Consider the following 22,483-nt stretch of genomic DNA (forward strand, 5'->3'; position numbering starts at 1 on the left):
GGTGTGCTTAGGCGCGACCGTCGAAGAGGCTGGTCACCGAGCCGTCCTCGAAGACCTCACGGATGGCCCGGCTGATCAGCGGCGCGATCGACAGCTCGGTGAGCTTGTCGAAGCGGCGGTCCTCCGCGATCGGCAGCGTGTTGGTGACGATCACCTCGCTGGCCTGGCAGTTCTTCAGCCGGTCGACCGCCGGACCGGACAGGATCGCGTGGGTGGCGGCGATCACCACCCCGGCGGCGCCCTCGGCGATCAGCGCGTCGGCGGCCTTGGTGATCGTGCCGCCGGTGTCGATCATGTCGTCGACCAGGATGCAGACCCGGCCCTTGACCTCACCGACGACGCGGTTCGCGACCGTCTCGTTCGGCCGGTCGATGTCGCGGGTCTTGTGGATGAACGCCAGCGGGGCGTTGTTCAGCCGCGCGGACCACTGCTCGGCGACCTTGATCCGGCCGGCGTCCGGCGAGACCACGGCCAGCTGCTGGTCGCCGTACTTGTCGCGGACGTAGTCGCTCAGGATCGGCAGCGCCATCAGGTGGTCGACCGGGCCGTCGAAGAAGCCCTGGATCTGCGAGGTGTGCAGATCGACGCAGATCAGGCGGTTCGCGCCCGCGGTCTTGAACAGGTCGGCCATCAGCCGGGCCGAGATCGGCTCCCGGCCGCGGTGCTTCTTGTCCTGCCGGGCGTAGCCGTAGAACGGGAGCACGACGGTGATCCGCTTGGCCGAGGCGCGCTTGAGCGCGTCGACCATGATCAGCTGCTCCATGATCCACTCGTTGATCGGCGAGGTGTGACTCTGGATCACGAAGGCGTCGCTGCCGCGCACCGACTCCTCGAACCGGACGTAGATCTCGCCGTTGGCGAAGTCGTACGCCGAGGTCGGCACCAGGCCCGACCCCAGCTGCTCGGCCACTTCGTTGGCCAGCCCGGGATGGGCTCTGCCGGAGAACACCATCAGGTTCTTCTCGGTGGTTCGCTTCATCCCGCTCATGGCCGGCCTCCCGTTACGCTTTCTCGCCAGTGTCGCTCGGGGTCGCCTCGTCCGCACTCTTCGCGAGTGCCTCCGCGGCGGCCGCGGCAGTCTTGGTGCCGGCGCGCTTGCGCTCGACCCAGCCCTTGATGTTGCGTTGCCGGCCCCGGGCCACCGCGATCTCGCCCGGACCGACGTCCTCGGTCAGAGCGGTACCGGCGGCCAGGTAGGCGCCGTCCGCGACCGTGCGCGGGGCGACGATCACCGAGTTGCTCCCGATGAACGAGTGCTTGCCGATGAAGGTCGGGTACTTCTTGACGCCGTCGTAGTTCGCGAAGATCGTGCCGGCGCCGATGTTCGCGCCCTCGCCGATCGTCGCGTCCCCGGCGTACGTCAGGTGCGGCACCTTGGCGCCGTCGCCGATGCTGGTGTTCTTGGTCTCGACGAAGGTGCCGATCTTGCCCTTGACGCCGACCGTGGTGCCCGGGCGCAGGTAGGCGAACGGCCCGACACTCGCGCCGTCGCCGAGCACCGCGCTCGACCCGTGGGTGCGGATGATGGTCGCGTCCGCGCCGATCTGTACGTCGGTCAGGGTCGTGTCCGGACCGATCGTCGTACCGCTGCCGGCTGTGGTGGCGCCGTGCAGCTGGGTGTTCGGGAGCAGGGTGACGTCCTGGGCGAGCTCGACGGTGCTGTCCACCCAGGTGGTGTTCGGGTCGACGACGGTGACGCCGGCGCGCATCAGCTTGTCGAGGTTGCGGCGGTTCAGCTCGGCCCGCAGCGTGGCCAGCTGAACGCGGTCGTTCACGCCCTCGGTCTGCATCGCGTCGTCGGTGACGTAGGCACCGACCCGCTTGCCGTCGCTGCGGGCGATCGACAGTACGTCGGTCAGGTACAGCTCGCCCTGCGCGTTGTCCGTGGTGAGCCGGCTCAGCCCGTCGCGCAGCGTGGCCGCGTCGAAGACGTAGATCCCAGCGTTGATCTCGTCGATCTGACGCTGCTCAGGCGTGGCGTCCTTGTGCTCGACGATCGCGGCGACCGTCCCGTCCGCGCCCGGAACGATCCGCCCGTAGCCCGTCGGGTCGGCGACCCGCGCGGTCAGCACGGTGACGGCGTTGCCCTGCTTGTCATGCTCGGCGACCAGCTCGTGCAGCGTCTCAGCCTGCAGCAGCGGCACGTCACCCGACGTGACGATGATCGACCCCTCGAACCCAGCCGGTACGGCGGTCAGTCCGGACCGGACCGCGTCGCCGGTCCCGAGCTGCTGCTCCTGGACGGCGGTCTTCACGTCCGGGTCCAGCGCGGTCAGATGAGCCTCGACCAGCTCGCGGCCGTTGCCGACCACGACCACCAGGTGCTCGGGGGCAAGCGCACGCGCGGTAACCACCGCATGACCGACAAGGCTGCGCCCGCCGATCTCGTGCAGCACCTTCGGGGTCGACGATTTCATCCGGGTTCCGAGCCCGGCGGCCATGATCACGACCGCCGCGGGGCGATGGGAAGTCACGCGGTCTTCTCCTCGAGTTCCCTGCGAGTTTCTGGAACAAGTATCTGCACAGGCACCCGATTCAGTGCCCGCGCAAGCCTACTTGCTCTTCGCGAGGAGTTACGCATCCACCTGCTAGGCGGCCGGCCCCCTCAGGTTCGCCACGAGGTCGCCGGCAGTGATTCCGGCGTACTCCCGCATCATCCGCGCCCGCGCGAACTCGCTGTACCCCCGCCTGGCGACCTGGAGGTAGAACCGCGTGACCGATCCCACACCGACAGCCCGGGCCATCAGGTCCACCGCCAGCCAGCTCGTCCGGTAACTGTCTGTAGTCGTGAACTCGTCGTCGCTCGGCAGCCGGTCGATCCGCCCGCGGACTGCGTCGGCCACTGCTGCACGCTCTCTCGCCACATCCGGTGCGGGTCGGACGAGGTTCGCGGCGTAGGCGGCGAGTCCTTCCGCCAACCACCGAGGCGCCTCGTCACCCATCTTCACCGGCATCAGATGCATCAGCCCGTGCACCATCTCGGCCAGGCTCGGCACCACCCTCGGCTGCGCACCGACCGCCTCGGCAGCTCCCGGCGCGAGGACTATCCAGCCGCCGACTGGGCGACCATCCGGGGCCGCGCTGTGCATCGGCTGGATACGGATCGGTTCCTGCCCCGGCAGCGTCGCGGGGAGGTCCGTCAGCACGTCGGGGTCCTTCAGGGCGACCACCAGAGGGATCTTCTGGAGCGGTCCGGACCAGAGCTTGTCCACCACCTTGGCCGCCTGGGCGGTCACCGCGGCAATCTGCTCGCCCCGCGCCCGCTCGCCCCGATCCACGAGCACAACCACGCCAGCCCGCCGTACGACCTCCAGCTCGGCCACGTCCCACGGCTGCCGGTTGCTCCTCAGAACAGCGTCCAGCCGAGTCGCATCCACCAGCCGCGCCACACCGTCTCGAATCACATACGTGTACCCGAGGTCCTCGACCGCCGGCTTCAGGTCCGTCACGGCGTACCGCATGCTCACTCGCAATGTCACCGCACCAGCGCCGTACCGGCGTACTGCCCCGGGATCCACCCACACCTCGCGCCGCCGGAAGCCCACCTGCGCCTCCAGCGCGCGCAGCCCACGAAACATCCGCGCCTGTCGCTCCACCGCCCCCGGAGCCACCTCCTGCAGGAACCCACGCTCATCGCCCCGCCGAAACGCCACCGCCTGCCGTGCCAGCGCCACGTCCACCGCGTGGCCCACCAGCGGACTCACTCGTCCATCCCCCGCCGAAGGCAAACCCACCTCAGCCGCCACCGGCAGCACCGCAACCCGCGGCGGCGTCACCACCAACCCCGCCGCCAGCACGCCTCCCACCACGAACCACCCGACCCGCCTCATGCACACCCCAACGACCTACCCACCCCGAAAGTCATAGGTCAATTCAGTTGCCTTAGGCAATCAATCGGGTTTTGTCGGCGGCGTACGACACCATGGCATCCAGGCGAAAACCTCACCCACCCCGGGAGAATTCATGGGCCTCACCCTCGGCGCGATCGTCCTCAACGTCCCCGACACGACCGCGGCCGCCACCTTCTGGAGCCAGGTCCTCGACTACACGCCCCAGGCCGGCAATCCCGACTTCCTCCTCCCGCCCGACCGCCCCGCCACCCGCCTGCACCTCGACAGCACCGACCGCACCCACCTCGACCTCTGGGTCAGCCCCGACTCCACAGTCGCCGCCGAAGTCGCCCGCCTCGAAGCCCTCGGCGCCCAACTGGTCGACGACTGGATCTACCCCGAAGACGCGGACTTCACCGTCCTGAAAGCCCCCGACGGCACCCTCTTCTGCCTCATCGAGCCCTGACCAGCCGCACCCGCTTTGAAAGGTCCTCCGTGCCCAAGTTCCTGATCCTGATGACCGAGACCGACCACGACACACGCTGGGCCGCCGCCGGACCGGCCGGCCAAGAGCAGATCCTCGATGCCATGGGAGCCTTCGCCAGCGCCGTCCGCGCCCACGGCACCCTGCACGCCGTCCTCCCCCTTCTCCCGTCCACCCCACCCTCCGACCTCCACGGCGCCTACCTCGTCGACCTGCCCGACGAATCCACCAGCGCGAACCTCACCGAACTCCTCCCCTACCCCTGCCAGATCCGCGAGGTTCAAGATGTCGGCATCCCCATCACCAGCTAGGCAGACTGTCGGCGAAGGCTGGCAGGCTGCAGAGATGGAACGCAGGGTGGACGTGGGCGAGGTCGAGCTCTTCGTGCGAGAGCTGGGCGAACGCACCGACGAGCCTTCGCTGGTGGTGATCCACGGCGGACCAGATGTCGGGCATGGGTACCTCGTCCCAGGCTTCGCGGCAGTCGACCGGCATGTGGTGCTGTTCGACTTCCGCGGCTGCGGGCGTAGCACCCGCGGCCTGCCCGAGGACCGCCTACAACCCGAGTACGTCGTGGAGGACACCCGACGGCTGATCGCCGAGCTCGGCCTGGGCCAGGTCGACCTACTCGGCTTCTCCACCGGCGGGCGGGCGGCAATGCAGTTCGCGGACAAACACCCTTCGCTCGTACGGCGGTTGGTGCTGGCGTCAACCTCCGCGTACGACGCTCGCGCGGCCGAGGTGTATCTGAACGATTGGCCGGAGTACCAGCGACGGCAACGACTGGCGAAGCCGGAGGACCGCAACTCGACGATCTTCGTCTGGGACCTCGCCAAAGCGCCGGCGTACCTCGAACTGTTGGAGAGCCTTGGCGACGAGGGCGACTGGAGCTACGAGCGCGCCATGGCCGGTCTCATGCACCCGTGGTGCCCCGGCGACCCCGAGACGATCCTGCGTGACTTCGCCAAACCCATTCTGATCCTGCATGGCGCCAAGGACATGGGCTTCCCCGTCCAACTGGCCGAGCGACTGCACTCCGCCGTACCGAACAGTCAGCTCGCCGTCATCCCCGACGCCGCCCACATGTGCCACTTCGAGCAGCCGGACCTCTGGGCCCAGCACCTGCACGAGTTCCTGGAGTGAGATGCCGGACCCCAAGCCCATCACAACTGTCCGCCAGCGCACTTTCCCCCGCTCCAGCCGCCGTCGCGACCGCAATTGTGATGGCCTGACGGTCCGGAATATCTTCGGCCGGGAGACCGCTGAGAGTCTGCGAGAGCACCTATGGAGGCGAGCGCGATGGAGTTCCTGGTCGAGATGACGACCGAGGTTCCGGCCGGCACGTCCGAGGCGGAGGTGGACAGCATGCGTACCCGCGAGGCTGCGCGTGCCCGCGAGCTCATTGCTGATGGCAACCTGCTGCGACTCTGGCGACCGCCACTGCAGCCCGGTGAGTGGCGCACCTTCGGTCTCTTCGCAACCTCGGACGCCGAGGCGCTGGAGGAGTTGCTCGCCTCGATGCCGCTCCGCGTCTGGCGCCACGACAAGGTCACGCCACTGGGAGCCCATCCCAACAACCCCGCACCGTCCACGCCACACGACCCTGACGCTCACGAGTTCTTCACCACCTTCACCCTCACGATCCCCGACGGCATCGACGACGCCACGGTCCAGGCCACCTATGCCGCCGAGGCAGACACAGCCGCCGCCCAAGCCGCCGCCGGGCACTTGGTCCGCCTCTGGAAGCTCCCGACCAACCAAGGCTTCGGCCTCTGGCAAACCGCCACCGCCGGGGAGCTGTCCGCCATCCTGGACTCGCTCCCCCTCAAGCCCTGGATGCACATCGACACCGTCCCGCTGTCCCGCCACCCGAGCGACCCGGCCTAGGTACGACGCTCCACGGCGGCTCGGCCTTCCTGAAACTGACGCTCGACATCGGCCAGCGCATACCGCTTGCGGCGGTACCGGATCTTGCGGATCAGCCGGACCTTGTCATCCTCGCCGACCTCCCAGATGCGCAGCGTCCACCCACCCCAGAACAGCACCCAGTGCACGATCCAGTTGCCCATCCACGCGACGAGCGCGACGGCGATCTCGATGAGCCCATCGGCGCCGCCCTCGAAATAGTTCCAGTCCACAAACCCGGACCGCCGCAACTCGACCTGGACCAGGTCGTCCTCCACTATCGGGAACTCCACCGCTCCATCATGCCGTAGGCCAGACTCTCCCCATGGAGATCAAGCACCGAATGATCGTCTTCGACGCCGCCGACCTGGACGCCGAGAGCACTTTCTGGGCCGCCTTCCTCGACGGCACCGTCGAGAAGTGGAGCAACCGCTGGCACGCCATCTGGGTCGACGGCGGCTGGGCCCTCGGCGTACAGCACGCCCCCAACCACACCCCACCCGACTGGCCCGACGGCACCCCCCAGCAAATCCACCTCGACCTCTACTTCGAAGGCCCCGCAGCCCACGCCGAGGCCCACACCAAAGCCCTCTCCCTAGGCGCCCGCCTCCTCAAAACCGGCGACCCCACGGCTGCCCGAGGCACCAACGTCTACGCCGACCCCGCCGGCCACCCCTTCTGCCTCTGCTGGCTCCCCACACCAACCGCGTGACACCCTCCGCTCATGAGCCTCGGATACCCGTGCAAGCACTTCTCGATCGGCCTGCCGGACGCGGCTGAGGATCAGTCTCTGACCGCTTTGTTCCAGCACGTCGCGAAAACGCTGGGCGAGCACGACGCCATCAGCATGGACGATCTGATCACGATCGGCTTCGAGACCGAGATCGGGTTCGACGCGATCACGCGTGGCTCTTTCACCATCGTGTTCTCCGACCCGACGGGCGGGGCAGAGCAGACCGCCTAGGCGACGTCGGGGCGGGTCATCAGGGGTGCGGTCAGGTGGAGCTCGAGCTTGGGGCCGGTCAGGGGTACGCCGTTCCAGGTGGCGACCGCTGTTCCCGCGGCGGCGTCGAGTTCCAGGCGGACTCGGTGTGGGGTGGAGATGATCTGTAGGTCAGCGATGAAGGTGTCGTCCTGCCAGGCAGCGGAGGCGACGACCGAGCGGCCGAGTGGTGCGCTTTCTCGCCATTCACCGTGGCCGGCCTCGATGCTCGGCCAGGAGCCGAACCGCAGCTGCCATCCACCGTCGACCGACTCCACGACCACCGGCGTACCGTCTGGCAGCGCGGAGTTCTCGGCGGACGCGTCGACCGTCGCCTTGGCAGAACGCCCGGCCGCCCCAGCCACCGGCGGGATCGCCAGCTGCCGCAGCCGCTCGGCGAGGAGCTCGTCGTCCTCCGCATTTCCCGGCTCGTCGAGACCAGGCAGCAGGTAGTCCCAAAACATGCCGGGAATCGGCTGACGCTCATCGAGCGCAGACGTCACCGCGATGACGAGCTCGTGCTCCGGAACGACCAAGCACTGCTGACCGAAGGCGCCGTTCCCGTAGTAGCCGTGGCGCGACCGCCAGAACTGATAGCCGTATCCGCACAAGAAGTCCTCCGCAGCCGACCCGTCCTCGAGCTGCAGCGTCTCGATGTGCCGACTGGTCGCGAGCTCGATCCACTCCCGCGGTACGAGCTGACGGTCCCCCCAGCGCCCGCCGCTCCGCAGCAGCTCCCCGAAGGCCGCGATCGCCTCGGTCGTCAGATGCAATCCGTGGAACCCGAACGCGAGCCCACTCGCCACTCGGTCCCACTCGGCATGCTCGATCTCCATCGGCCCGAACAACCGCTCATCGAGAAACTCCGGCAACCCCTGACCGGTAACCCGCTCCACCATTCGCGCCAGGATGAACGTCGTCGCGTTGTCGTACGTGTGACGCGTCCCCTCTGGATCGGTGAACGGCACCCGCAGAAAGCCCTTCACCAGGTCGCCCGGCTCCAACTCCCAAGCCTCAGTGAGGCTGTCCACCGGATGCCCGACCGTCATCGACAGCAGGTGATGCACGGTGATCCGCCGCCCCTGCTCCGACACGTCGTCCGGAACATGCTCCGGCAAGACGTCCACCAAGCGATCGTCCAGCGACAGCAACCCGTCCGCGATCACCAGCCCCACGGCGATCGAGGTGAACGACTTTGTCAACGAATACAGGAGATGCGGCCGATCCGCCGAGTACGGCGCCCACCAGCCTTCCGCGACGACGTGCCCCCGGCGTACGACCATGATCGAGTGAAGTTCGACGGATTCGGCTTCGATCCGATCGAGCAGCGCGATGATCGCGCGGGACGATATCCCCGCGGCAGCAGGCGTCGAGCGCGGCAATAAGGCGGGCATCCCCGCACCGTATCCGCGACTACGCTCGCGCGCACGCCAAATTATTCCCGCCGAACGACAGCACCTCGAACCCCGCACCGCTCAACTCCGCCCGCAACGCCGACGGCGTGAGGTGCCGCCGATACGGCAGTTCGCCGCGATAGCAGATCCCCGTCACCGCGTCGTACCGGAAGTCGTCGCCGTACACGCGATCCACGTCGTACAAGGCCGTCGAGATCAGGTACCGCCCACCCGGCAACATCCGATCCCGCACTCCGCGGAACAGCGCAGACCGGTCCTCGTCCAACACGATGTTCTGCAAGCAGTAGCTGTCCACGATGACCTCGTACTGCTTCTCCACCACCGCAGGCCACCGGCAAACATCCTGCACCCAGAACTGAACCTGAACCCCCAGCTCAGCCGCAAACCCCCGAGCCAACTCAACAGCCTCCGGAATCAGGTCGACCGCATCAACCCGAAACCCCCGCCCCGCCATGAAACAAGCCGCCGGCCCAGTCCCACATCCATACTCCAAAACCGCCCCACCCAACCCAGGCAGCACCCCCTCCAGAAACCCCCGATTAGGAAAGTCCCCAAACCCTCCCCCGCCCTCAAAAACCTCGTTCCACTGAGACCACCCCTCCGCCACCACCCGCCGATAAACCTCCCGCGGCTCCACCTCGTAATAACGCACACCCCACCGTAGGCGCGTATCTCGTGACAGGCTTGCGAATATCAGCTCTTGCTCCGCGGATGGGACCTCGGCGCTAGTAGGTTGCGTGGGGTGAGTGAGTTTGGGGTTGTTGGGTGGCCGGCTGGGGCGATCAGGACTGAGCGGCTGGTACTGCGGCCGTCCGAGGCGCGTGATCGCGATGCTGTCATCGAGTTGCTGGCCTCGGCGGAGGTGGGCGCGTACGTCGGTGGTGCGCGGGACCGTGGTGAGCTGGAGCGCACGCTGCCCGAGGTGCCTGGGCAGCGGCCTGGGTTCTTCGTTGTGGAGCTGGAGGGGGCGGCCATCGGGACGGTCACGCTCGATGCGCGCAGTGCGGAGAGTACGGGTTACCCGGAGGCCGGGAAGGTCGAGCTCGGCTACCTGTTCCTTCCGCACGCTTGGGGCCGCGGCTACGCCGCCGAAGCCTGCGCCGCAGCTCTCACGTGGTTCGCCACCACGCACCCCGGCGAGTCAGTCGCGCTCTGCACCCAGACCGCCAACGACCGCTCCCTGCGCCTAGCGACGAAACTAGGCTTCACCGAGCTGACCCGCTACCACGCGTACGGCGCTGAACAATGCCTCGCCACCTGGTCTGACCATGTTCAATCATGAGCCTCCGGGCTACGAATGCCCGCTGTGTCTGGTCGCATCCGGCGGCGAAGACGAACTGACGAGCCAGGAGGACGTCGTACTGCGTACTGAGCGGGCCACGGCCTTCGTCGCCTCCCGGTGGTGGCCGAACAACCTCGGCCACGTGCTCGTCGTACCGAATGCTCACTACGAGAACCTGTATGACCTACCGGCGCTGGACGGTTATGCGGTGCACGACGCCGTCCGCGCGATCGCCATCGGCATCCGCACCACCTACGGCTGCGCAGGCATCTCTACCCGCCAGCACAACGAACCGGCCGGCAACCAGGACGCCTGGCACCACCACGTTCACGTCTTCCCGCGCTACCCCGGCGACAACCTGTACAACACCAGGCACCTGCCAAACCCCGCCACCCGCGCCGAGCGCGAGCCGTACGCCGAGAAACTCCGTCGTCACCTCCGGCTGACGGGTCGCGGTACAGAATCGCCGGTATGAACGAAGCCGTGCCCCTGAAGCTCTCCGCCAACGGTTGCTGACCGTCGTACAGCTGCCGCAGCACCGGACGAGACCGTGCAAGCGTTAGCAAAGGCGCCCGGACATGAAGGAACCCCCGAGGTCAGAGGTGGTCTGACCTGGGGGTTCGTTGCTCCCCCGCCTGGTTTCGATCCAGGTCTTCGAGATTCAAAGTCTCGCGGGCTGCCGAGTACCCCACGGGGGATCGTGGTTGCCGAGACAGTGTGCCATGAGTGGGGTGGACGGCGCTTTGAGGGGTTCCTTACCTACGCGGGCGTAGGTTACGGTTGCGTAGGTAACCACCCTCTGACCCAGGGGAGACAGCGATGACTCCACCCGCCGTTGCCGCGCCGGAGGCGCGGGCTCAGGACGATGCGTACGACGTCGAGACGGGGACGCGCGGGGGTGAGCAGAAGAACGTGTGGGAGCAGGTCGCGCTGGCGCTGTTCATCGGGATTCCGTTCCTGGCGGTGCTGGCTGCGGTACCGCTGGCGTGGGGCGGGTTCCTGGGGTGGCGGGATGTTGTGATCGCGGTGGTGTTCTACACGTTGTCGGGGCATGGGATCTCGATCGGGTTTCACCGGTTGTTCACGCACAAGTCGTTCAAGCCGAACCGGCCGCTGAAGTACGCGTTGGCGATCGCGGGGTCGCTGGCGATCGAGGGGCCGGTGGTGCGGTGGGTGGCTGATCATCGCAAGCATCACAAGTTCTCGGACCGCGACGGCGACCCGCACAGCCCCTGGAAGTACGGGAACACGCTGGGCGCGTTGACCAAGGGGTTCTTCCACGCGCATGTCGGGTGGTTGTTCGACACCGAGCAGACTCCGCAACGGCAGTACGCGCCGGATCTGCTGAAGGACAAGGACATCGTCCGGGTCTCGCGGATGTTCCCGATACTGGTGCTGGTGTCGCTGTTCCTGCCGGCTGTGATCGGCGGGCTGTGGTCGTGGTCGTGGCAGGGTGCGCTGACGGCGTTCTTCTGGGCGAGCCTGGTCCGGATCGCGCTGCTGCACCACGTGACGTGGTCGATCAACTCGATCTGTCACACCATCGGCGACCGGCCGTTCAAGAGCCGGGACAAGTCGGGCAACGTGTGGTGGCTGGCGATCCTGAGCCAGGGCGAGTCGTGGCACAACCTGCATCACTCGGACCCGACGTGCGCGCGGCACGGCGTACTGAGGGGGCAGCTCGACACGTCGGCCCGGACCATCTGGTTCTTCGAGAAGATGGGCTGGGTGAGCGACGTTCGCTGGCCGGTCAAGGAACGGCTGGAAGCCCGCCGCGTGGACGACGCACGCCGTACTCTGAAAGCGGCCTGACCGTAAAACTCCCACCGGCGCCACCCCGAGTACGGCATGATGCTGACGTGATCTCGACGTGACGGAACCCAAACCGCGCCGCTCCGGGCGGATCCGGATGACCAGTGCCGAGCGTCGCGAGCAGCTGATCGCGGTCGCCCGCGCGCTCTTCGCGCAGCGTGGGTACGAGGGCACGTCGGTGGAGGAGATCGCGGCGCGGTCCGAGGTTTCGAAGCCTGTCGTGTACGAACACTTCGGCGGCAAAGAAGGCCTGTACGCCGTGGTCGTGGACCGCGAGGTGCGGAAACTGCTCGACGGTGTCACCCAGTCGTTGACCGCCGGCCGCGCGCACGAGCTGGTCGAGCAGGCGGCGCTGGCGTTGCTGGACTACATCGAGAACAACTCCGACGGCTTCCGGATCCTGGTCCGGGACTCGCCGGTCGGCTCGGCGACGGGGTCGTTCATCTCGATCCTGAGCGATGTCGGCACCCGGGTCGAGCACATCCTGGCGGAGAACTTCAAGCGCCGCGGCCTGGACCCGAACAACGCCCCGATGTACGCGCAGATGCTGGTCGGCATGGTCGCGCTGACCGGCCAGTGGTGGCTCGATGCGCGCCGCCCGCGCAAGCAGGACGTCGCCGCCCACCTGGTCAACCTCGCCTGGAACGGCCTGTCGGGCCTGGAGCCGAAGCCGGTGCTGTCGACCCGGCCGCACAAGTAGGCGGACCGCCCCCACTCACCAACCTTCAGAAAGCCGGCCAGCGGAAGCTCGTCTGAGCGAGAGCCCAGCCGGCCGCGCCGAGTTGGTGAGTGGCTGGGGTCCGCCCCCACCACGGTCGTACGGCGACATCCGACTGTGGGTTGACCCGCCACCCGCGGTCTCCGCCGTACGCTGGCCCGCATGACGGGGTTTCTGACCGCGCGGCCGCTGCCTGCGCGCAGCAAGGCGTTCGACCTGCTGCTGGCCGGTGCCCTGTTCGTGTCGGCCGGCTTCCTGGGGCTCGCACAGGCAGGGGTCGGCGGAGTCGTCGGGCTGGCGATGATCGGCCCGCTGATCTGGCGCCGCACGCATCCGGAGGCGACGTTCTTCTTCGTCTCGGGGATCGCCGTCCTGCAGTGGCTGGCCGCGGTCGAGCTCCAGCCCGGCAACGTCGGCCTGCTCGTCGCCCTCTACGCGATCTCCGTGTACGGCGATGTCCGCTTCAGCCGGATCGCGCTCGGCGTCGGCGGTCTCGGCGTACTGATGGCGACCTCCCGCTACTGGTCGAACTCCGACTGGCGCCAGCAGGTGACGATGATGGTCGCCCTCGGCGCGCTCGTCTTCGGCGTCTGGGCGTTCGGCGAACGCCGCCGGACCAGAGGCCTGTACGTCGCTCAGCTCGAGGAACGCGCTGTCCAAGCCGAGCGTGATCGCGACCGCGAGTCGAAGCTCGCGGTCTCGGCGGAGCGGACCCGGATCGCCCGCGAGATCCACGACGTGGTCGCGCACGGCCTGTCGATCATGATCGTCCAGGCCGACGGCGGTCTGTACGCCGCCGACCAGTCCCCCGAGGCGGCGAAGAAGGCGCTGGCCACGATCGGCGACACCGGGCGGGCGAGCCTGACCGAGATGCGCAAGATGCTCGGCCTGCTCAAGGCCGACGAGCAGCGCGAACTCGACCCGAACCAGCCACGCCCCCAGCCGGGCGTCTCCAGCCTCCCCGAACTTATCGAGAACGTCCGCGAGGCAGGCCTGGCGGTCGACTACCAGGTCACCGGCACCCCGCGCGATCTGCCCGCGCTGCTCGGACTGACGGCGTACCGGATCGTGCAGGAGGGTCTGACCAACACGCTCAAACACGCCGGGCCGGGGGCGCGCACCTCCGTCGCTCTGGACTTCGGGCGCGAGATGCTGACCGTGGTGGTCACCGACGACGGCCGTGGCGGCGGCGTCGCCCCGAGTACGGAACCAGGTCACGGCCTGGTGGGGATGCATCAGCGCGCCTCGGTCTCGGGCGGTACGGTGAGCGCCGGACCGAAGGCGGGCGGCGGTTACGAGGTGATCGCCAAGCTCCCGTACCACCTGCCAGGAGGAGTACAGCAGTGAGTGAAGAAGATGTGATCCGGGTGTTCCTGGTGGACGACCAGGAGCTGGTCCGGGCCGGCTTCACGATGCTGGTGGACTCGCAGCCCGACATGCGGGTGGTCGGACAGGCCGGGGACGGCGGCGAGGCGGTCGAGAAGATCTCGGTGACCGCATGCGACGTCGTACTGATGGACGTCCGGATGCCGCGCCTCGACGGCGTCGAGGCCACCAACCGGCTCCAGTCGTTGCCCCAGGCCCCGAAGGTGATCGTGCTGACCACGTTCGACCTGGACGAGTACGCCTTCGCCGCGATCAAGGCCGGTGCGGCCGGCTTCCTGCTCAAGAACACGCCGCCGGCGGACCTGCTGTCGGCGATCCGCCAGGTGCACTCCGGCGACGCCGTGGTCTCCCCCAGCACGACGCGGCGCCTGCTCGAGCACTTCGCCGGCTCCCTGCCCGATTCGGGGGTCGAGCGTCCCGATCTGGCCCAGCTGACCGCGCGGGAACGCGAAGTGCTGGTCGAGGTCGCCCGCGGTCTGTCGAACACCGAGATCGCCCAGCTGTTCACGTTGTCCGAGGCAACGGTCAAGACGCATATCGGCCGCATCCTGGCCAAGACCGGCCTGCGGGACCGGGTCGCACTCGTCGTTCTCGGGTACGAGACCGGGCTCGTTCGCCCGACCAAGTAATACCCAGGTACTACACGGAATACGGTCCGTGGGACGACGTAGCGGGCGGCGGTTCTCACTACCTTGAGGAGCATGACAGGGCGGGCCTGTCGTGGAACCAGGGAGTGACATGAGTTTGCAGACCGGTGAGCTTGCGGCAGGGCGGCTGCCGCAGGACGGGATGCCGCGTACGGCGATCCGCGCGCACGAGCTGCGCAAGGTCTACGGACAGGGCGACACCGCCGTGGCCGCGCTGGACGGCGTGTCGGTCGACTTCGCGGTCGGCAACTTCACCGCGATCATGGGCCCGTCGGGCTCGGGGAAGTCGACGCTGATGCACTGCCTGGCCGGCCTGGACACGCCGACCAGCGGTCAGGTCCTGCTCGGTGAGACCGAGCTGACCCAGCTCCCCGACGCCGCGCTGACCAAGATCCGGCGGGACCGGATCGGTTTCGTTTTCCAGTCCTTCAACCTGCTGCCGATGCTGTCCGCGAAGGACAACATCCTGCTCCCGCTCGAGCTCGGCAGCCGCAAGCCCGACCAGCAGTGGCTCGCCACGCTGGTCGACGTACTGGGTCTGAAGGACCGGCTCACGCACCGCCCGTCGGAGCTGTCCGGCGGTCAGCAGCAGCGGGTCGCCGTAGCCCGGGCGCTGGTCGGGCGGCCGGAGGTCGTCTTCGCCGACGAGCCGACCGGCAACCTCGACTCGCGTTCCGGCGCCGAGGTCCTTGGCTTCCTCCGCCGTTCGGTGCGGGAGTTCGGCCAGACCGTGGTGATGGTCACCCACGACCCGCTGGCAGCCTCGTACGCCGATCGCGTCGTGATGCTTGCCGACGGCAAGCTGGCCGGCGAACTGCTCGACCCGAAGCCCGAGACCGTTCTCGACGCGCTGCGCCAGCTGGGGGCCTGACGTGCGACGTTCGCTCCTTTCTTCATTGCGTGCCCACATGGGCCGCTTGGTCGCCGCCTGTCTGGCCATCGTGCTGGGGGTCGGCTTCGGCTCTCTGGCGCTGACCGCGCACAGCTCCGCCTCGCACGGCATCGACGAGACGGTCGGCGCGCAGTACAAGGGCGTCGACGCCTACGCGTCCCCCCAGCAAGGCGAGCTCACGCCGGCACTGATTGCCAAAGTGAAGGCGTTGCCGCAGGTCGCCGAGGTGGTCCCGAAAACGAGCGCCTACCTGCAGGCCGCGTTCCCGGGCCTGGTCCGGCCGCTGTCGCTGCCGGTCGAGGCGCTGTACACCACCACCCAGATCGCCTCTCCCGCTACGACATCCGGCAAGTTGCCGACAGCAACTGACGAGATCGCGCTACCAAGCAAGCTCGCGGCGAAGTACAACGTGGCCCTGGGCAACTCGTTGCGGCTGACGTCGTACGAGAAGAAGTCCTGGACCGTGAAGGTGGTCGGTCTGATCGACGACAAGAGTGCGTTCGGCCAGGGCGCCGCGGTCGCGACACCGGCCGCGGTGAAGATCTTCGAGCCAGAGGCTTATATCCAGGGTCTCGAGGTCGCCGGGAAGGCCGGCACCAGCCAGCAGGAGGTGGCTGCTGCCGTCCAGTCGGCGGTCCAGGGCGGATTCGAGGTCTTCACCGGCGAGGCCTGGATCGAGCACGAGGTCAGGAGCTACACCAACGGCATCGACGTCCTGGGCGGCGTGTTCGGCATGTTCGCCGTCATCGCACTCTTCGTCGCATGTCTGGTGATCGGCAACACCTTCACGATCGTGATCGCCCAACGAACCCGAGAGATGGCGTTGCTGCGCTGCGTCGGCGCGTCCCGCCGCCAGGTGTTCTCCTCGGTGCTCGCCGAGGCGACCGTGGTCGGCGTGATCGCCTCCGCGATTGGTGTGGTCTTCGGGGTCGCGCTGTCCGCACTGGCGCTGGCGCTGTCCCGCGAGTTCGACTGGGGTATCCCGCCGGTCTCGCTGCACCTCGACCTGGTGTCGATCTTCCTGCCGCTGCTGCTCGGGACAATCGCGACGATCGCGGCCGCCGTCGTACCGGCTCGTCGGGCGACCAAGGTCGCGCCGCTGGCCGCACTTCGGCCCGACGTCGCGCCGGCGGTTGCGTCCAAGCGCGGTGTCTTCCGGCTGATCTTCGGCTTCCTGCTGCTAGCCGGTGGCGGCGCGCTACTGGCGTTGGCGGCGACTTCGCACCAAGTGCTCGTCGGCGTCGGTGGCGGCGTGGTCTCGTTCCTCGGCGTCCTGGCGGTCGGCACCTTCCTGGTGCCGGCGCTGATCAAGGTGCTCGGTGCGCTGCCGGCACGCAGCGGCGTGCCGTCCCGCATCGCGGTGGCGAACGCGGTCCGCAACCCGAAGCGTACGGCGGCCACCACCGCCGCACTGCTCATCGGTGTGACGCTGATCAGCCTGACATGCGTCGGAATCGCCTCCGTGCGCAAGACGTTCGATGTGTCGATGGACGGTCAGTACCCGGTCGACCTGACCGTGATGACCTACAACGAGAAGATGCCGGCCGGCGCCGACCAGCAGCTCAAGGCCATCAAGGGCATCACCGCGGTCGTGCCGATCCACAAGGTCACACTGAAGTCCAAGGGCGAGGAGTACTCGGTCACCGGCATCGACCCGGCCACGGCCGGGACGGTCATCCACAACCCCACGCTGGTCGGCAAACTGCAGTCCGGTACGGCGCTGGTCGACTACGACACGCTCCACCGATTGCAGCTGAAGGAGGGTTCGAAGGTCACGCTCGTCTCCGGGAAGAACACGCTCACCGTGACACTGCAGCTCGGCCTCGGGCTGGACCCGTTCAACCTGACGTCCACGGATCTCGCCAGGCTGGCCCCGACCGCACCGGTCACTGGCTTCTGGCTGGCCTCGGATCCGGAGGCGGACGGCAGCCAGGTCATCGACGCGGTGAGTCAGTCGCTGCCTTCGGTGAAGGAGCTGGATGTCAGCGGCGGCCTGGCCGAGCGGACGTCGTACACGAAGATTTTCGATGTCCTGCTGGCCGTCGGAATCGGCCTGCTCGGAGTCTCGGTCCTGATCGCGCTGGTCGGTGTGGGGAACACCCTCAGCCTGTCGGTCCTCGAGCGGACGCGGGAGAACGCGTTGCTGCGGGCAATGGGTCTGACCAGACGCCAGCTGCGCAGCATGCTCGCGATCGAATCGTTGCTGATGGCACTGGTTGCCGCCGGCCTCGGAATCGTGCTCGGGCTGGTCTACGGCTGGACCGGGACCAGCGCGCTGATGGGCGGTCAGGTCAAGGAAGGCACCGTCGAGTACGCCGTACCGGTCGGACTGCTGATCGCGATCGCGGCAATCGCCGCCGTGGCCGGTCTGCTCGCCTCGGTCCTGCCCGCTCGCCGGGCGGCGAAGGTCGCGCCGGCCGGAGCGCTGGCCACGGAGTAAAAGCTAGCGGCTCGCCTGGCTTGAGGGGGCTGGGCGAGCCGCTGTTTCAGACGAACTCGATCCGGTTCCCGTGGCCGTCGGCGGTATGAAAGCGCCGGCGGCCCGGGATCGTTTCGTTGTCCCAGGCAACTGGATAGCCGCGGGCCTCGAGCTGCGTGGCGAGGGTGTCGAGGTCGTCGACCTTCAGCGCCGGATGGGTTCTCCGGGCAGGACGAAAGTCCTGCTCGACGCCGATGTGGATCTCGGCGTCGCCGGCGCGGAACCAGCAACCACCGCGGGCCTTGAGCAGTTCGGGTTTCTCGACCTCGGTCATGCCGAGTGCGTCGCGATAGAAGGCGCGGGCGATGTCTTCGCCACCTGGCGGGCAGGAGACCTGCACGTGGTCGAGCCTCATCGCTTGTGAGCAACAGCGAAGATGCGGCGGAACGGCAGCAGCGTGCCGTAGTCGCGCTGCGGATAAGCCTCGGCCAGGCGAGCGCCGTACTCGGCCTCGAATTCCTGCCGCAGGTCGTCCGGCAGCGACTGCAGCACCGGCCGCGCGCCTGTCCCCTTCACCCACTCCAGTACGGCGTTGTCGCCTTGCAGGAGGTGGAAGTACGTCGTCTCCCAGGCGTCGACGACACACCCTTCAGCACTCAGTACGTCGACGTAGTCGCCCGGACCCGGTACGTCGGGACGCAGCGAACGCTCGCGCGCGAACTCGGCGTACGGGTCCTTGGCGGCGAGTTCGCGGAGGATCGCGTGGGACGGCGCGTTGCCGTTGCCGGGGATCTGGATCGCCAGCCAGCCGCCGGGGCGGAGCGCCTTGACGAAGCCGGGGAGCAGGTCGAGCTGATCGGGGATCCACTGCAGCGTCGCGTTGGTGACGATCACGTCGACGCTCCCCTCGGGAACCGACCAGTCGTGGACGTCGCCGAGCTCGAACCTCAGGTGGTCGTCGGCGAACTCCTGGGCCGCCTCGATCATCTGCGGCGAGCTGTCGACACCGGTGATCGTTGCCTCCGGCCAGGATTTCCGCAGGGTCGCGGTCAGCGCGCCGGGACCGCAGCCGAGGTCGACGACAGTGCGGACCTCGTCGGCGCGGATCTGGCGTACCAGGTCGGCGAACGGGCGGCCACGCTCGTCGGCGTACGTGCCGTACTGCTCGGGGCTCCAGACGGGGGACGTGCGCATCGTCGCACCTCTTCTTTCCGGGGTTTATCTTGATGTCAAGATACATTAGGCCTCGGGGGATGTCTTGATGTCAAGAGTCTTGATGACGTACCCTCACAGCTATGGAAGACGAGGTCGACCGGCTGCTGGAAGCCTGGCGCCGGGAGCGGCCGGACCTCGACGTGAGCCCGATGGAGGTTCTGTCGCGGGTCAGCCGGCTCGCGCGGCACCTGGACCGGGCACGCAGTCAGGCGTTCGAGACGCACGGGCTCGAGTCGTGGGAGTTCGACGTACTGGCGGCGCTGCGGCGGGCGGGATCGCCGTACCAGCTGTCGCCGGGGAAGCTCCTGAAGGAGACGCTGGTGACATCGGGGACGATGACGAACCGGGTGGATCGACTGACCGCGCGCGGCCTGGTCGAGCGCCTGCCAGACCCGGCCGATCGGCGCGGCGTACTGGTGCAGCTGACCGACGCCGGCCGCGACGCGGTGGATGCGGCCATGGCCGATCTGCTCGCGCACGAGCGCACTCTGCTGGGCTCGATCAGTGCGCGGGACCAGACCCGCATCGCTCAGGTTCTGCGCGAACTCGTGCGGCCGTTCGATCTGGAAAAGCACTGACTTTTTGTATACACGGTTTCGCAGAATTGCGTTGTCATTCTGCAGAACCCGATCGCGTCACTTCGCCTCCCGCGCATCGTTGCTAGTTGCAACGAGATCGAGAGGCTGTTGTAGCGGACCTCTATCGACACTGAGTGACCGAGAGCACTAGGGTCCTTACTGTCGGTGGGGAATCGACTACAAAACGTTAGAATCTTGGTGACTTCGGCGACTAGAGGTGGTTCGCCGAAAGCGGTCGTGTGGTGTCCGGGGCTCGGGGCCCGGACAACGGCGACCGGCACGGGGCCCGCTCACCCAAGGCGGCGCGCCCTCCGAATCACAGGGGATCGGAGGGCGCGCCAACTCATTTCTGGCCTGCTGATTTGATCAGAGCTTTTCCGGTGAACTCAACAATGCATTCCGTGCTGAATACCGCGCGGCGCCCCCGCATTCCGGGGGTGAGAGCTCGCCGCGGCTCTGCATTTCGTCGTTACTCGGCGCGTTCGGCCGCCTCGAACCAGAGCGTCTCCAGCTCGGCGCGCTCGTCGCCGAGCTTGCGCAGCTCGGTGTCGAGCTCGGCCAGACGCTCGTAATTGCTGGCGTTGGCCGCGATCTGGTCGTGCAGCTTCGCCTCGGACTCGGTGATCTTGGCGATCTGCCGTTCGATGCGGTTCAGGTCTTTCTTCGCCGCCCGGGCCGCGGCGGCGTCGACCGGGGCCTGCTGAGGCTCGGGGTCGGCTTCGCCCGTCTCCGTAGGCTTGGTATCCGTTCGGCGGGTGACGCCGGCGTCGAGGTCCTCGATGTACTGGTCGACGCCGCGCGGCAGGTGCCGGACCCGGCCGTCGCCCATGATCGCGTAGACCATGTCGCTGACCCGCTCCAGGAAGTACCGGTCGTGGGTGACGGTGACAACGACGCCCGGCCAGCTGTCGAGGAAGTCCTCCAGCACGGTCAGCGTCTCGACATCCAGGTCGTTGGTCGGCTCGTCGAGGATCAGCACGTTCGGCTCGTCCAGCAGGATCCGCAGCAGCTGCAACCGCCGCCGCTCACCACCCGACAGGTCCGAGATCCGCGTCGTCAGCCGGTCCCCGGTGAACCCGAACCGCTCCAGCAACTGCGAGCTCGTCATCTCGCCGCCGTGGCCCGCGAGCGCCGCCGTACGCTTGATCGAGGTGATGTGGTCGAGGACGGTGACCGACCCGTCGACCTCCTCCAGATGCTGCGACAGGTTGGCGACGCGCACCGTCTTGCCCTGCTTGACCTTGCCGTGGTCCGGCGGCAGCAGCCCGGTGAGCACCTTCAGGAACGTCGTCTTCCCGGCGCCGTTCGGCCCGAGCAGTCCGATCCGGTCCGCCGGCCCGAGCCGGAACGTCACGTGATCGAGCATCACCCGATCACCGAACTTCAGACTCACGTCCTCCGCGTCGAACACGTCCTTGCCCAGCCGCGCCGTCGCCAGCTTCGACAGGGCGAGCTTGTCCCGCGGTTCCGGCTCGTTCTCGATCAGCGCGTTCGCCGCGTCGATCCGGAACTTCGGCTTGCTCGTCCGCGCCGGCGCCCCGCGGCGCAACCACGCCAGCTCCTTCTTCAGCAGGTTCTGCCGCTTGACCTCGCTGACCTGGGCACTCCTCGAACGCTCCGCCTTCGCGAGCACGTACGCGGCGTAGCCACCGTCGTACGAGGAGATGTTGCCGCCCTGTACCTCCCACGTGTTGGTGCACACCGCGTCGAGGAACCACCGGTCGTGGGTCACCACGATCAACGCCCCCGCCCGGTCCACCACATGCTGAGCCAGCCAGTTGACCGCCTCGATGTCCAGGTGGTTCGTCGGCTCGTCCAGCACCAGCAGATCGACCTCGGTCATCAGCAACCGCGCCAACGACGCCCGCCGCCGCTCCCCACCGCTGAGCGTGCCGACCTTGGCCTCCAGGTCGACCTCACCCAGCAAGTGCTCCATCACCGACCGTGCCCGCGGATCCGCGGCCCACGTGTACGTCTCCACATCCCCCAGCACCGCGTGCAGCACGGTCTCGTCCGGGTTCAGCTCGTCCGTCTGCCCCAGATACCCCAACCGCAGATCCCGCATATGCGTGATCCGCCCGCTGTCCGGCTCCTCCCGCCGCGCGAGCACCGACAACAACGTCGACTTCCCGTCGCCGTTGCGCCCAACCACTCCAACCCGGTCCCCCCGCCCCACCCCCAGACTCACGGAGTCCAGCAACACACGAGTCCCGAAGCCCTTAGACACAGCTTCCAAGTTGACCAAATTAGCGGCAGCCATAACCTCGCCACCCTATCCGACGCGGTGACACCGCCCGACGGCGTACAGAAGGACTGGTACTACGCACCACCCCAAGCCCGTGGTCAGGCTCACCCGCGGCTCCCCGCCGGCGCCTGGCATGACCCATCACCAGTCCGTCTGTACGCCTTGTCACCACCTACGCCACGAACGGCCCGGCCTCGCCCCACTCCCACTCCAGCCGTCCAGCCTCGGCGAGCCCGGCCAAGTAGCCGAGTACACCGGCCGTATCAACCTCCGGCGACACGTCGATCGCGACCAGCCGAACCTCGCTCCACTCGAGCGGCACCCCGGTCCTCGCGCCGATCGCAGTGACCTCAGCCGCAATTTCCGCGACATCTTCGTCCCGCTGATCAGTCAGAAGTGCGCGAAGAACCCGTCGCCCAGAACGCTCGACCACCTCGGTCACCGTCGATCCATCAGCAGAGAGTCGAACCACATCCCCCCGGGCAACGCCGTACGCACGCAGCGGAATGCAGCACATCATCGCCAGGTCGTCCCCAGTCCGCCGGAGCCAAACCTGCTCCCATAACCCCTCGAACCCGAACGGCTCCAATGCAATCCGCGCGATCCAGTTCGTCTCGGCCCGCCCCACCGGATCCTCATGCACAACAACCCTCATCGGCTACAGAACTCCCGC

25 protein-coding genes are annotated in these 22,483 nt (G+C 67.7%); 15 read left to right on the plus strand and 10 right to left on the minus strand.

The window, feature by feature from the left end; translation table 11 throughout:
• Nucleotides 1-7: 7 nt before the first annotated feature.
• The 3 genes from ABZS29_RS03145 to ABZS29_RS03155 all read right to left on the minus strand — a co-directional run bounded on the left by ABZS29_RS03145 (nucleotide 8) and on the right by ABZS29_RS03155 (nucleotide 3,830).
• Nucleotides 8-988: a ribose-phosphate diphosphokinase gene (locus ABZS29_RS03145; protein ID WP_355458037.1), complete on the minus strand. Its 981-nt coding sequence runs from the start codon at nucleotides 986-988 to the stop codon at nucleotides 8-10.
• A gap of 13 nt (nucleotides 989-1,001) precedes the next feature.
• On the minus strand, nucleotides 1,002-2,474 hold the full coding sequence (gene glmU, locus ABZS29_RS03150; protein ID WP_355458039.1) for a bifunctional UDP-N-acetylglucosamine diphosphorylase/glucosamine-1-phosphate N-acetyltransferase GlmU: 1,473 nt from the start codon (nucleotides 2,472-2,474) through the stop codon (nucleotides 1,002-1,004).
• 114 nt (nucleotides 2,475-2,588) lie between these two features.
• Nucleotides 2,589-3,830: a hypothetical protein gene (locus ABZS29_RS03155; RefSeq protein WP_355458040.1), complete on the minus strand. Its 1,242-nt coding sequence runs from the start codon at nucleotides 3,828-3,830 to the stop codon at nucleotides 2,589-2,591.
• A gap of 133 nt (nucleotides 3,831-3,963) precedes the next feature.
• Here ABZS29_RS03155 and ABZS29_RS03160 point away from each other — a divergent pair, with 133 nt between their 5' ends.
• The 4 genes from ABZS29_RS03160 to ABZS29_RS03175 all read left to right on the plus strand — a co-directional run bounded on the left by ABZS29_RS03160 (nucleotide 3,964) and on the right by ABZS29_RS03175 (nucleotide 6,201).
• On the plus strand, nucleotides 3,964-4,296 hold the full coding sequence (locus ABZS29_RS03160) for a VOC family protein (RefSeq protein ID WP_355458042.1): 333 nt from the start codon (nucleotides 3,964-3,966) through the stop codon (nucleotides 4,294-4,296).
• A gap of 29 nt (nucleotides 4,297-4,325) precedes the next feature.
• The gene (locus ABZS29_RS03165; protein ID WP_355458043.1) at nucleotides 4,326-4,625 is read left to right on the plus strand and encodes a hypothetical protein; all 300 of its coding nucleotides are present in this window, start codon (nucleotides 4,326-4,328) and stop codon (nucleotides 4,623-4,625) included.
• A gap of 34 nt (nucleotides 4,626-4,659) precedes the next feature.
• Nucleotides 4,660-5,457, plus strand: coding sequence for an alpha/beta hydrolase (locus tag ABZS29_RS03170; RefSeq protein ID WP_355458045.1), 798 nt, complete (start codon nucleotides 4,660-4,662; stop codon nucleotides 5,455-5,457).
• A gap of 141 nt (nucleotides 5,458-5,598) precedes the next feature.
• Nucleotides 5,599-6,201, plus strand: coding sequence for a muconolactone Delta-isomerase family protein (locus ABZS29_RS03175; protein ID WP_355458047.1), 603 nt, complete (start codon nucleotides 5,599-5,601; stop codon nucleotides 6,199-6,201).
• Here ABZS29_RS03175 and ABZS29_RS03180 read toward each other — a convergent pair.
• Nucleotides 6,198-6,512: a hypothetical protein gene (locus tag ABZS29_RS03180; protein ID WP_355458049.1), complete on the minus strand. Its 315-nt coding sequence runs from the start codon at nucleotides 6,510-6,512 to the stop codon at nucleotides 6,198-6,200. The two genes, ABZS29_RS03175 and ABZS29_RS03180, sit on opposite strands and share 4 nt — an antisense overlap.
• A 32-nt stretch (nucleotides 6,513-6,544) precedes the next feature.
• On the opposite strand from ABZS29_RS03180, the gene ABZS29_RS03185 reads away from it, so the two are divergent.
• Together ABZS29_RS03185 and ABZS29_RS03190 are read left to right on the plus strand one after the other, a co-directional pair.
• A complete protein-coding gene (locus tag ABZS29_RS03185; protein WP_355458050.1) occupies nucleotides 6,545-6,931 on the plus strand; it encodes a VOC family protein in 387 nt (128 codons plus the stop codon).
• A gap of 12 nt (nucleotides 6,932-6,943) precedes the next feature.
• The gene (locus ABZS29_RS03190) at nucleotides 6,944-7,183 is read left to right on the plus strand and encodes a hypothetical protein (RefSeq protein ID WP_355458052.1); all 240 of its coding nucleotides are present in this window, start codon (nucleotides 6,944-6,946) and stop codon (nucleotides 7,181-7,183) included.
• On the opposite strand, the gene ABZS29_RS03195 is transcribed toward ABZS29_RS03190, so the two are convergent.
• Together ABZS29_RS03195 and ABZS29_RS03200 are read right to left on the minus strand one after the other, a co-directional pair.
• A complete protein-coding gene (locus ABZS29_RS03195; RefSeq protein ID WP_355458054.1) occupies nucleotides 7,180-8,595 on the minus strand; it encodes a serine hydrolase domain-containing protein in 1,416 nt (471 codons plus the stop codon). The genes ABZS29_RS03190 and ABZS29_RS03195 overlap by 4 nt on opposite strands.
• A 19-nt stretch (nucleotides 8,596-8,614) precedes the next feature.
• Complete coding sequence (locus ABZS29_RS03200) at nucleotides 8,615-9,268, minus strand: class I SAM-dependent methyltransferase (protein WP_355458055.1); 654 nt, start codon at nucleotides 9,266-9,268, stop codon at nucleotides 8,615-8,617.
• 90 nt (nucleotides 9,269-9,358) lie between these two features.
• Here ABZS29_RS03200 and ABZS29_RS03205 point away from each other — a divergent pair, with 90 nt between their 5' ends.
• The 8 genes from ABZS29_RS03205 (at nucleotide 9,359) to ABZS29_RS03240 (ending at nucleotide 17,793) form a co-directional block, all read left to right on the plus strand.
• Nucleotides 9,359-9,898: a GNAT family N-acetyltransferase gene (locus tag ABZS29_RS03205; RefSeq protein ID WP_355458056.1), complete on the plus strand. Its 540-nt coding sequence runs from the start codon at nucleotides 9,359-9,361 to the stop codon at nucleotides 9,896-9,898.
• On the plus strand, nucleotides 9,885-10,373 hold the full coding sequence (locus tag ABZS29_RS03210; RefSeq protein ID WP_355458057.1) for an HIT family protein: 489 nt from the start codon (nucleotides 9,885-9,887) through the stop codon (nucleotides 10,371-10,373). Before ABZS29_RS03205 ends, ABZS29_RS03210 begins: the two co-directional genes overlap by 14 nt.
• A 344-nt stretch (nucleotides 10,374-10,717) precedes the next feature.
• Nucleotides 10,718-11,710: an acyl-CoA desaturase gene (locus ABZS29_RS03215; protein ID WP_355458059.1), complete on the plus strand. Its 993-nt coding sequence runs from the start codon at nucleotides 10,718-10,720 to the stop codon at nucleotides 11,708-11,710.
• Between the two features lie 58 nt (nucleotides 11,711-11,768).
• Nucleotides 11,769-12,410: a TetR/AcrR family transcriptional regulator gene (locus tag ABZS29_RS03220; protein WP_355458061.1), complete on the plus strand. Its 642-nt coding sequence runs from the start codon at nucleotides 11,769-11,771 to the stop codon at nucleotides 12,408-12,410.
• A gap of 180 nt (nucleotides 12,411-12,590) precedes the next feature.
• Nucleotides 12,591-13,775, plus strand: a complete 1,185-nt coding sequence (locus ABZS29_RS03225) for a histidine kinase (RefSeq protein WP_355458062.1) — start codon at nucleotides 12,591-12,593, stop codon at nucleotides 13,773-13,775.
• A complete protein-coding gene (locus ABZS29_RS03230) occupies nucleotides 13,772-14,443 on the plus strand; it encodes a response regulator transcription factor (RefSeq protein WP_355458064.1) in 672 nt (223 codons plus the stop codon). The genes ABZS29_RS03225 and ABZS29_RS03230 overlap by 4 nt, the downstream gene beginning before the upstream one ends.
• Before the next feature lie 109 nt (nucleotides 14,444-14,552).
• On the plus strand, nucleotides 14,553-15,332 hold the full coding sequence (locus tag ABZS29_RS03235; RefSeq protein ID WP_355458066.1) for an ABC transporter ATP-binding protein: 780 nt from the start codon (nucleotides 14,553-14,555) through the stop codon (nucleotides 15,330-15,332).
• Between the two features lie 37 nt (nucleotides 15,333-15,369).
• Nucleotides 15,370-17,793, plus strand: coding sequence for an FtsX-like permease family protein (locus ABZS29_RS03240; RefSeq protein ID WP_355458068.1), 2,424 nt, complete (start codon nucleotides 15,370-15,372; stop codon nucleotides 17,791-17,793).
• A gap of 46 nt (nucleotides 17,794-17,839) precedes the next feature.
• Here ABZS29_RS03240 and ABZS29_RS03245 read toward each other — a convergent pair whose 3' ends face one another.
• Nucleotides 17,840-18,187 carry a VOC family protein gene (locus ABZS29_RS03245; protein WP_355458070.1) on the minus strand — a complete coding sequence of 116 codons (348 nt, stop codon included), beginning with the start codon at nucleotides 18,185-18,187 and terminating at the stop codon, nucleotides 17,840-17,842.
• Nucleotides 18,184-18,966: a methyltransferase domain-containing protein gene (locus ABZS29_RS03250; RefSeq protein WP_355458071.1), complete on the minus strand. Its 783-nt coding sequence runs from the start codon at nucleotides 18,964-18,966 to the stop codon at nucleotides 18,184-18,186. Before ABZS29_RS03250 ends, ABZS29_RS03245 begins: the two co-directional genes overlap by 4 nt.
• A gap of 101 nt (nucleotides 18,967-19,067) precedes the next feature.
• Here ABZS29_RS03250 and ABZS29_RS03255 point away from each other — a divergent pair, with 101 nt between their 5' ends.
• Nucleotides 19,068-19,565, plus strand: a complete 498-nt coding sequence (locus tag ABZS29_RS03255) for a MarR family transcriptional regulator (RefSeq protein WP_355458073.1) — start codon at nucleotides 19,068-19,070, stop codon at nucleotides 19,563-19,565.
• Nucleotides 19,566-20,034: 469 nt separating this feature from the next.
• Here ABZS29_RS03255 and ABZS29_RS03260 read toward each other — a convergent pair whose 3' ends face one another.
• Both ABZS29_RS03260 and ABZS29_RS03265 read right to left on the minus strand, forming a co-directional pair.
• Nucleotides 20,035-21,825: an ABC-F family ATP-binding cassette domain-containing protein gene (locus ABZS29_RS03260; RefSeq protein WP_355458075.1), complete on the minus strand. Its 1,791-nt coding sequence runs from the start codon at nucleotides 21,823-21,825 to the stop codon at nucleotides 20,035-20,037.
• A gap of 157 nt (nucleotides 21,826-21,982) precedes the next feature.
• Nucleotides 21,983-22,465, minus strand: coding sequence for a DUF4265 domain-containing protein (locus tag ABZS29_RS03265; protein WP_355458077.1), 483 nt, complete (start codon nucleotides 22,463-22,465; stop codon nucleotides 21,983-21,985).
• Nucleotides 22,466-22,483 lie beyond the last annotated feature (18 nt).

Source organism: Kribbella sp. NPDC005582 (assembly GCF_040605415.1).
GTDB lineage: Bacteria > Actinomycetota > Actinomycetes > Propionibacteriales > Kribbellaceae > Kribbella.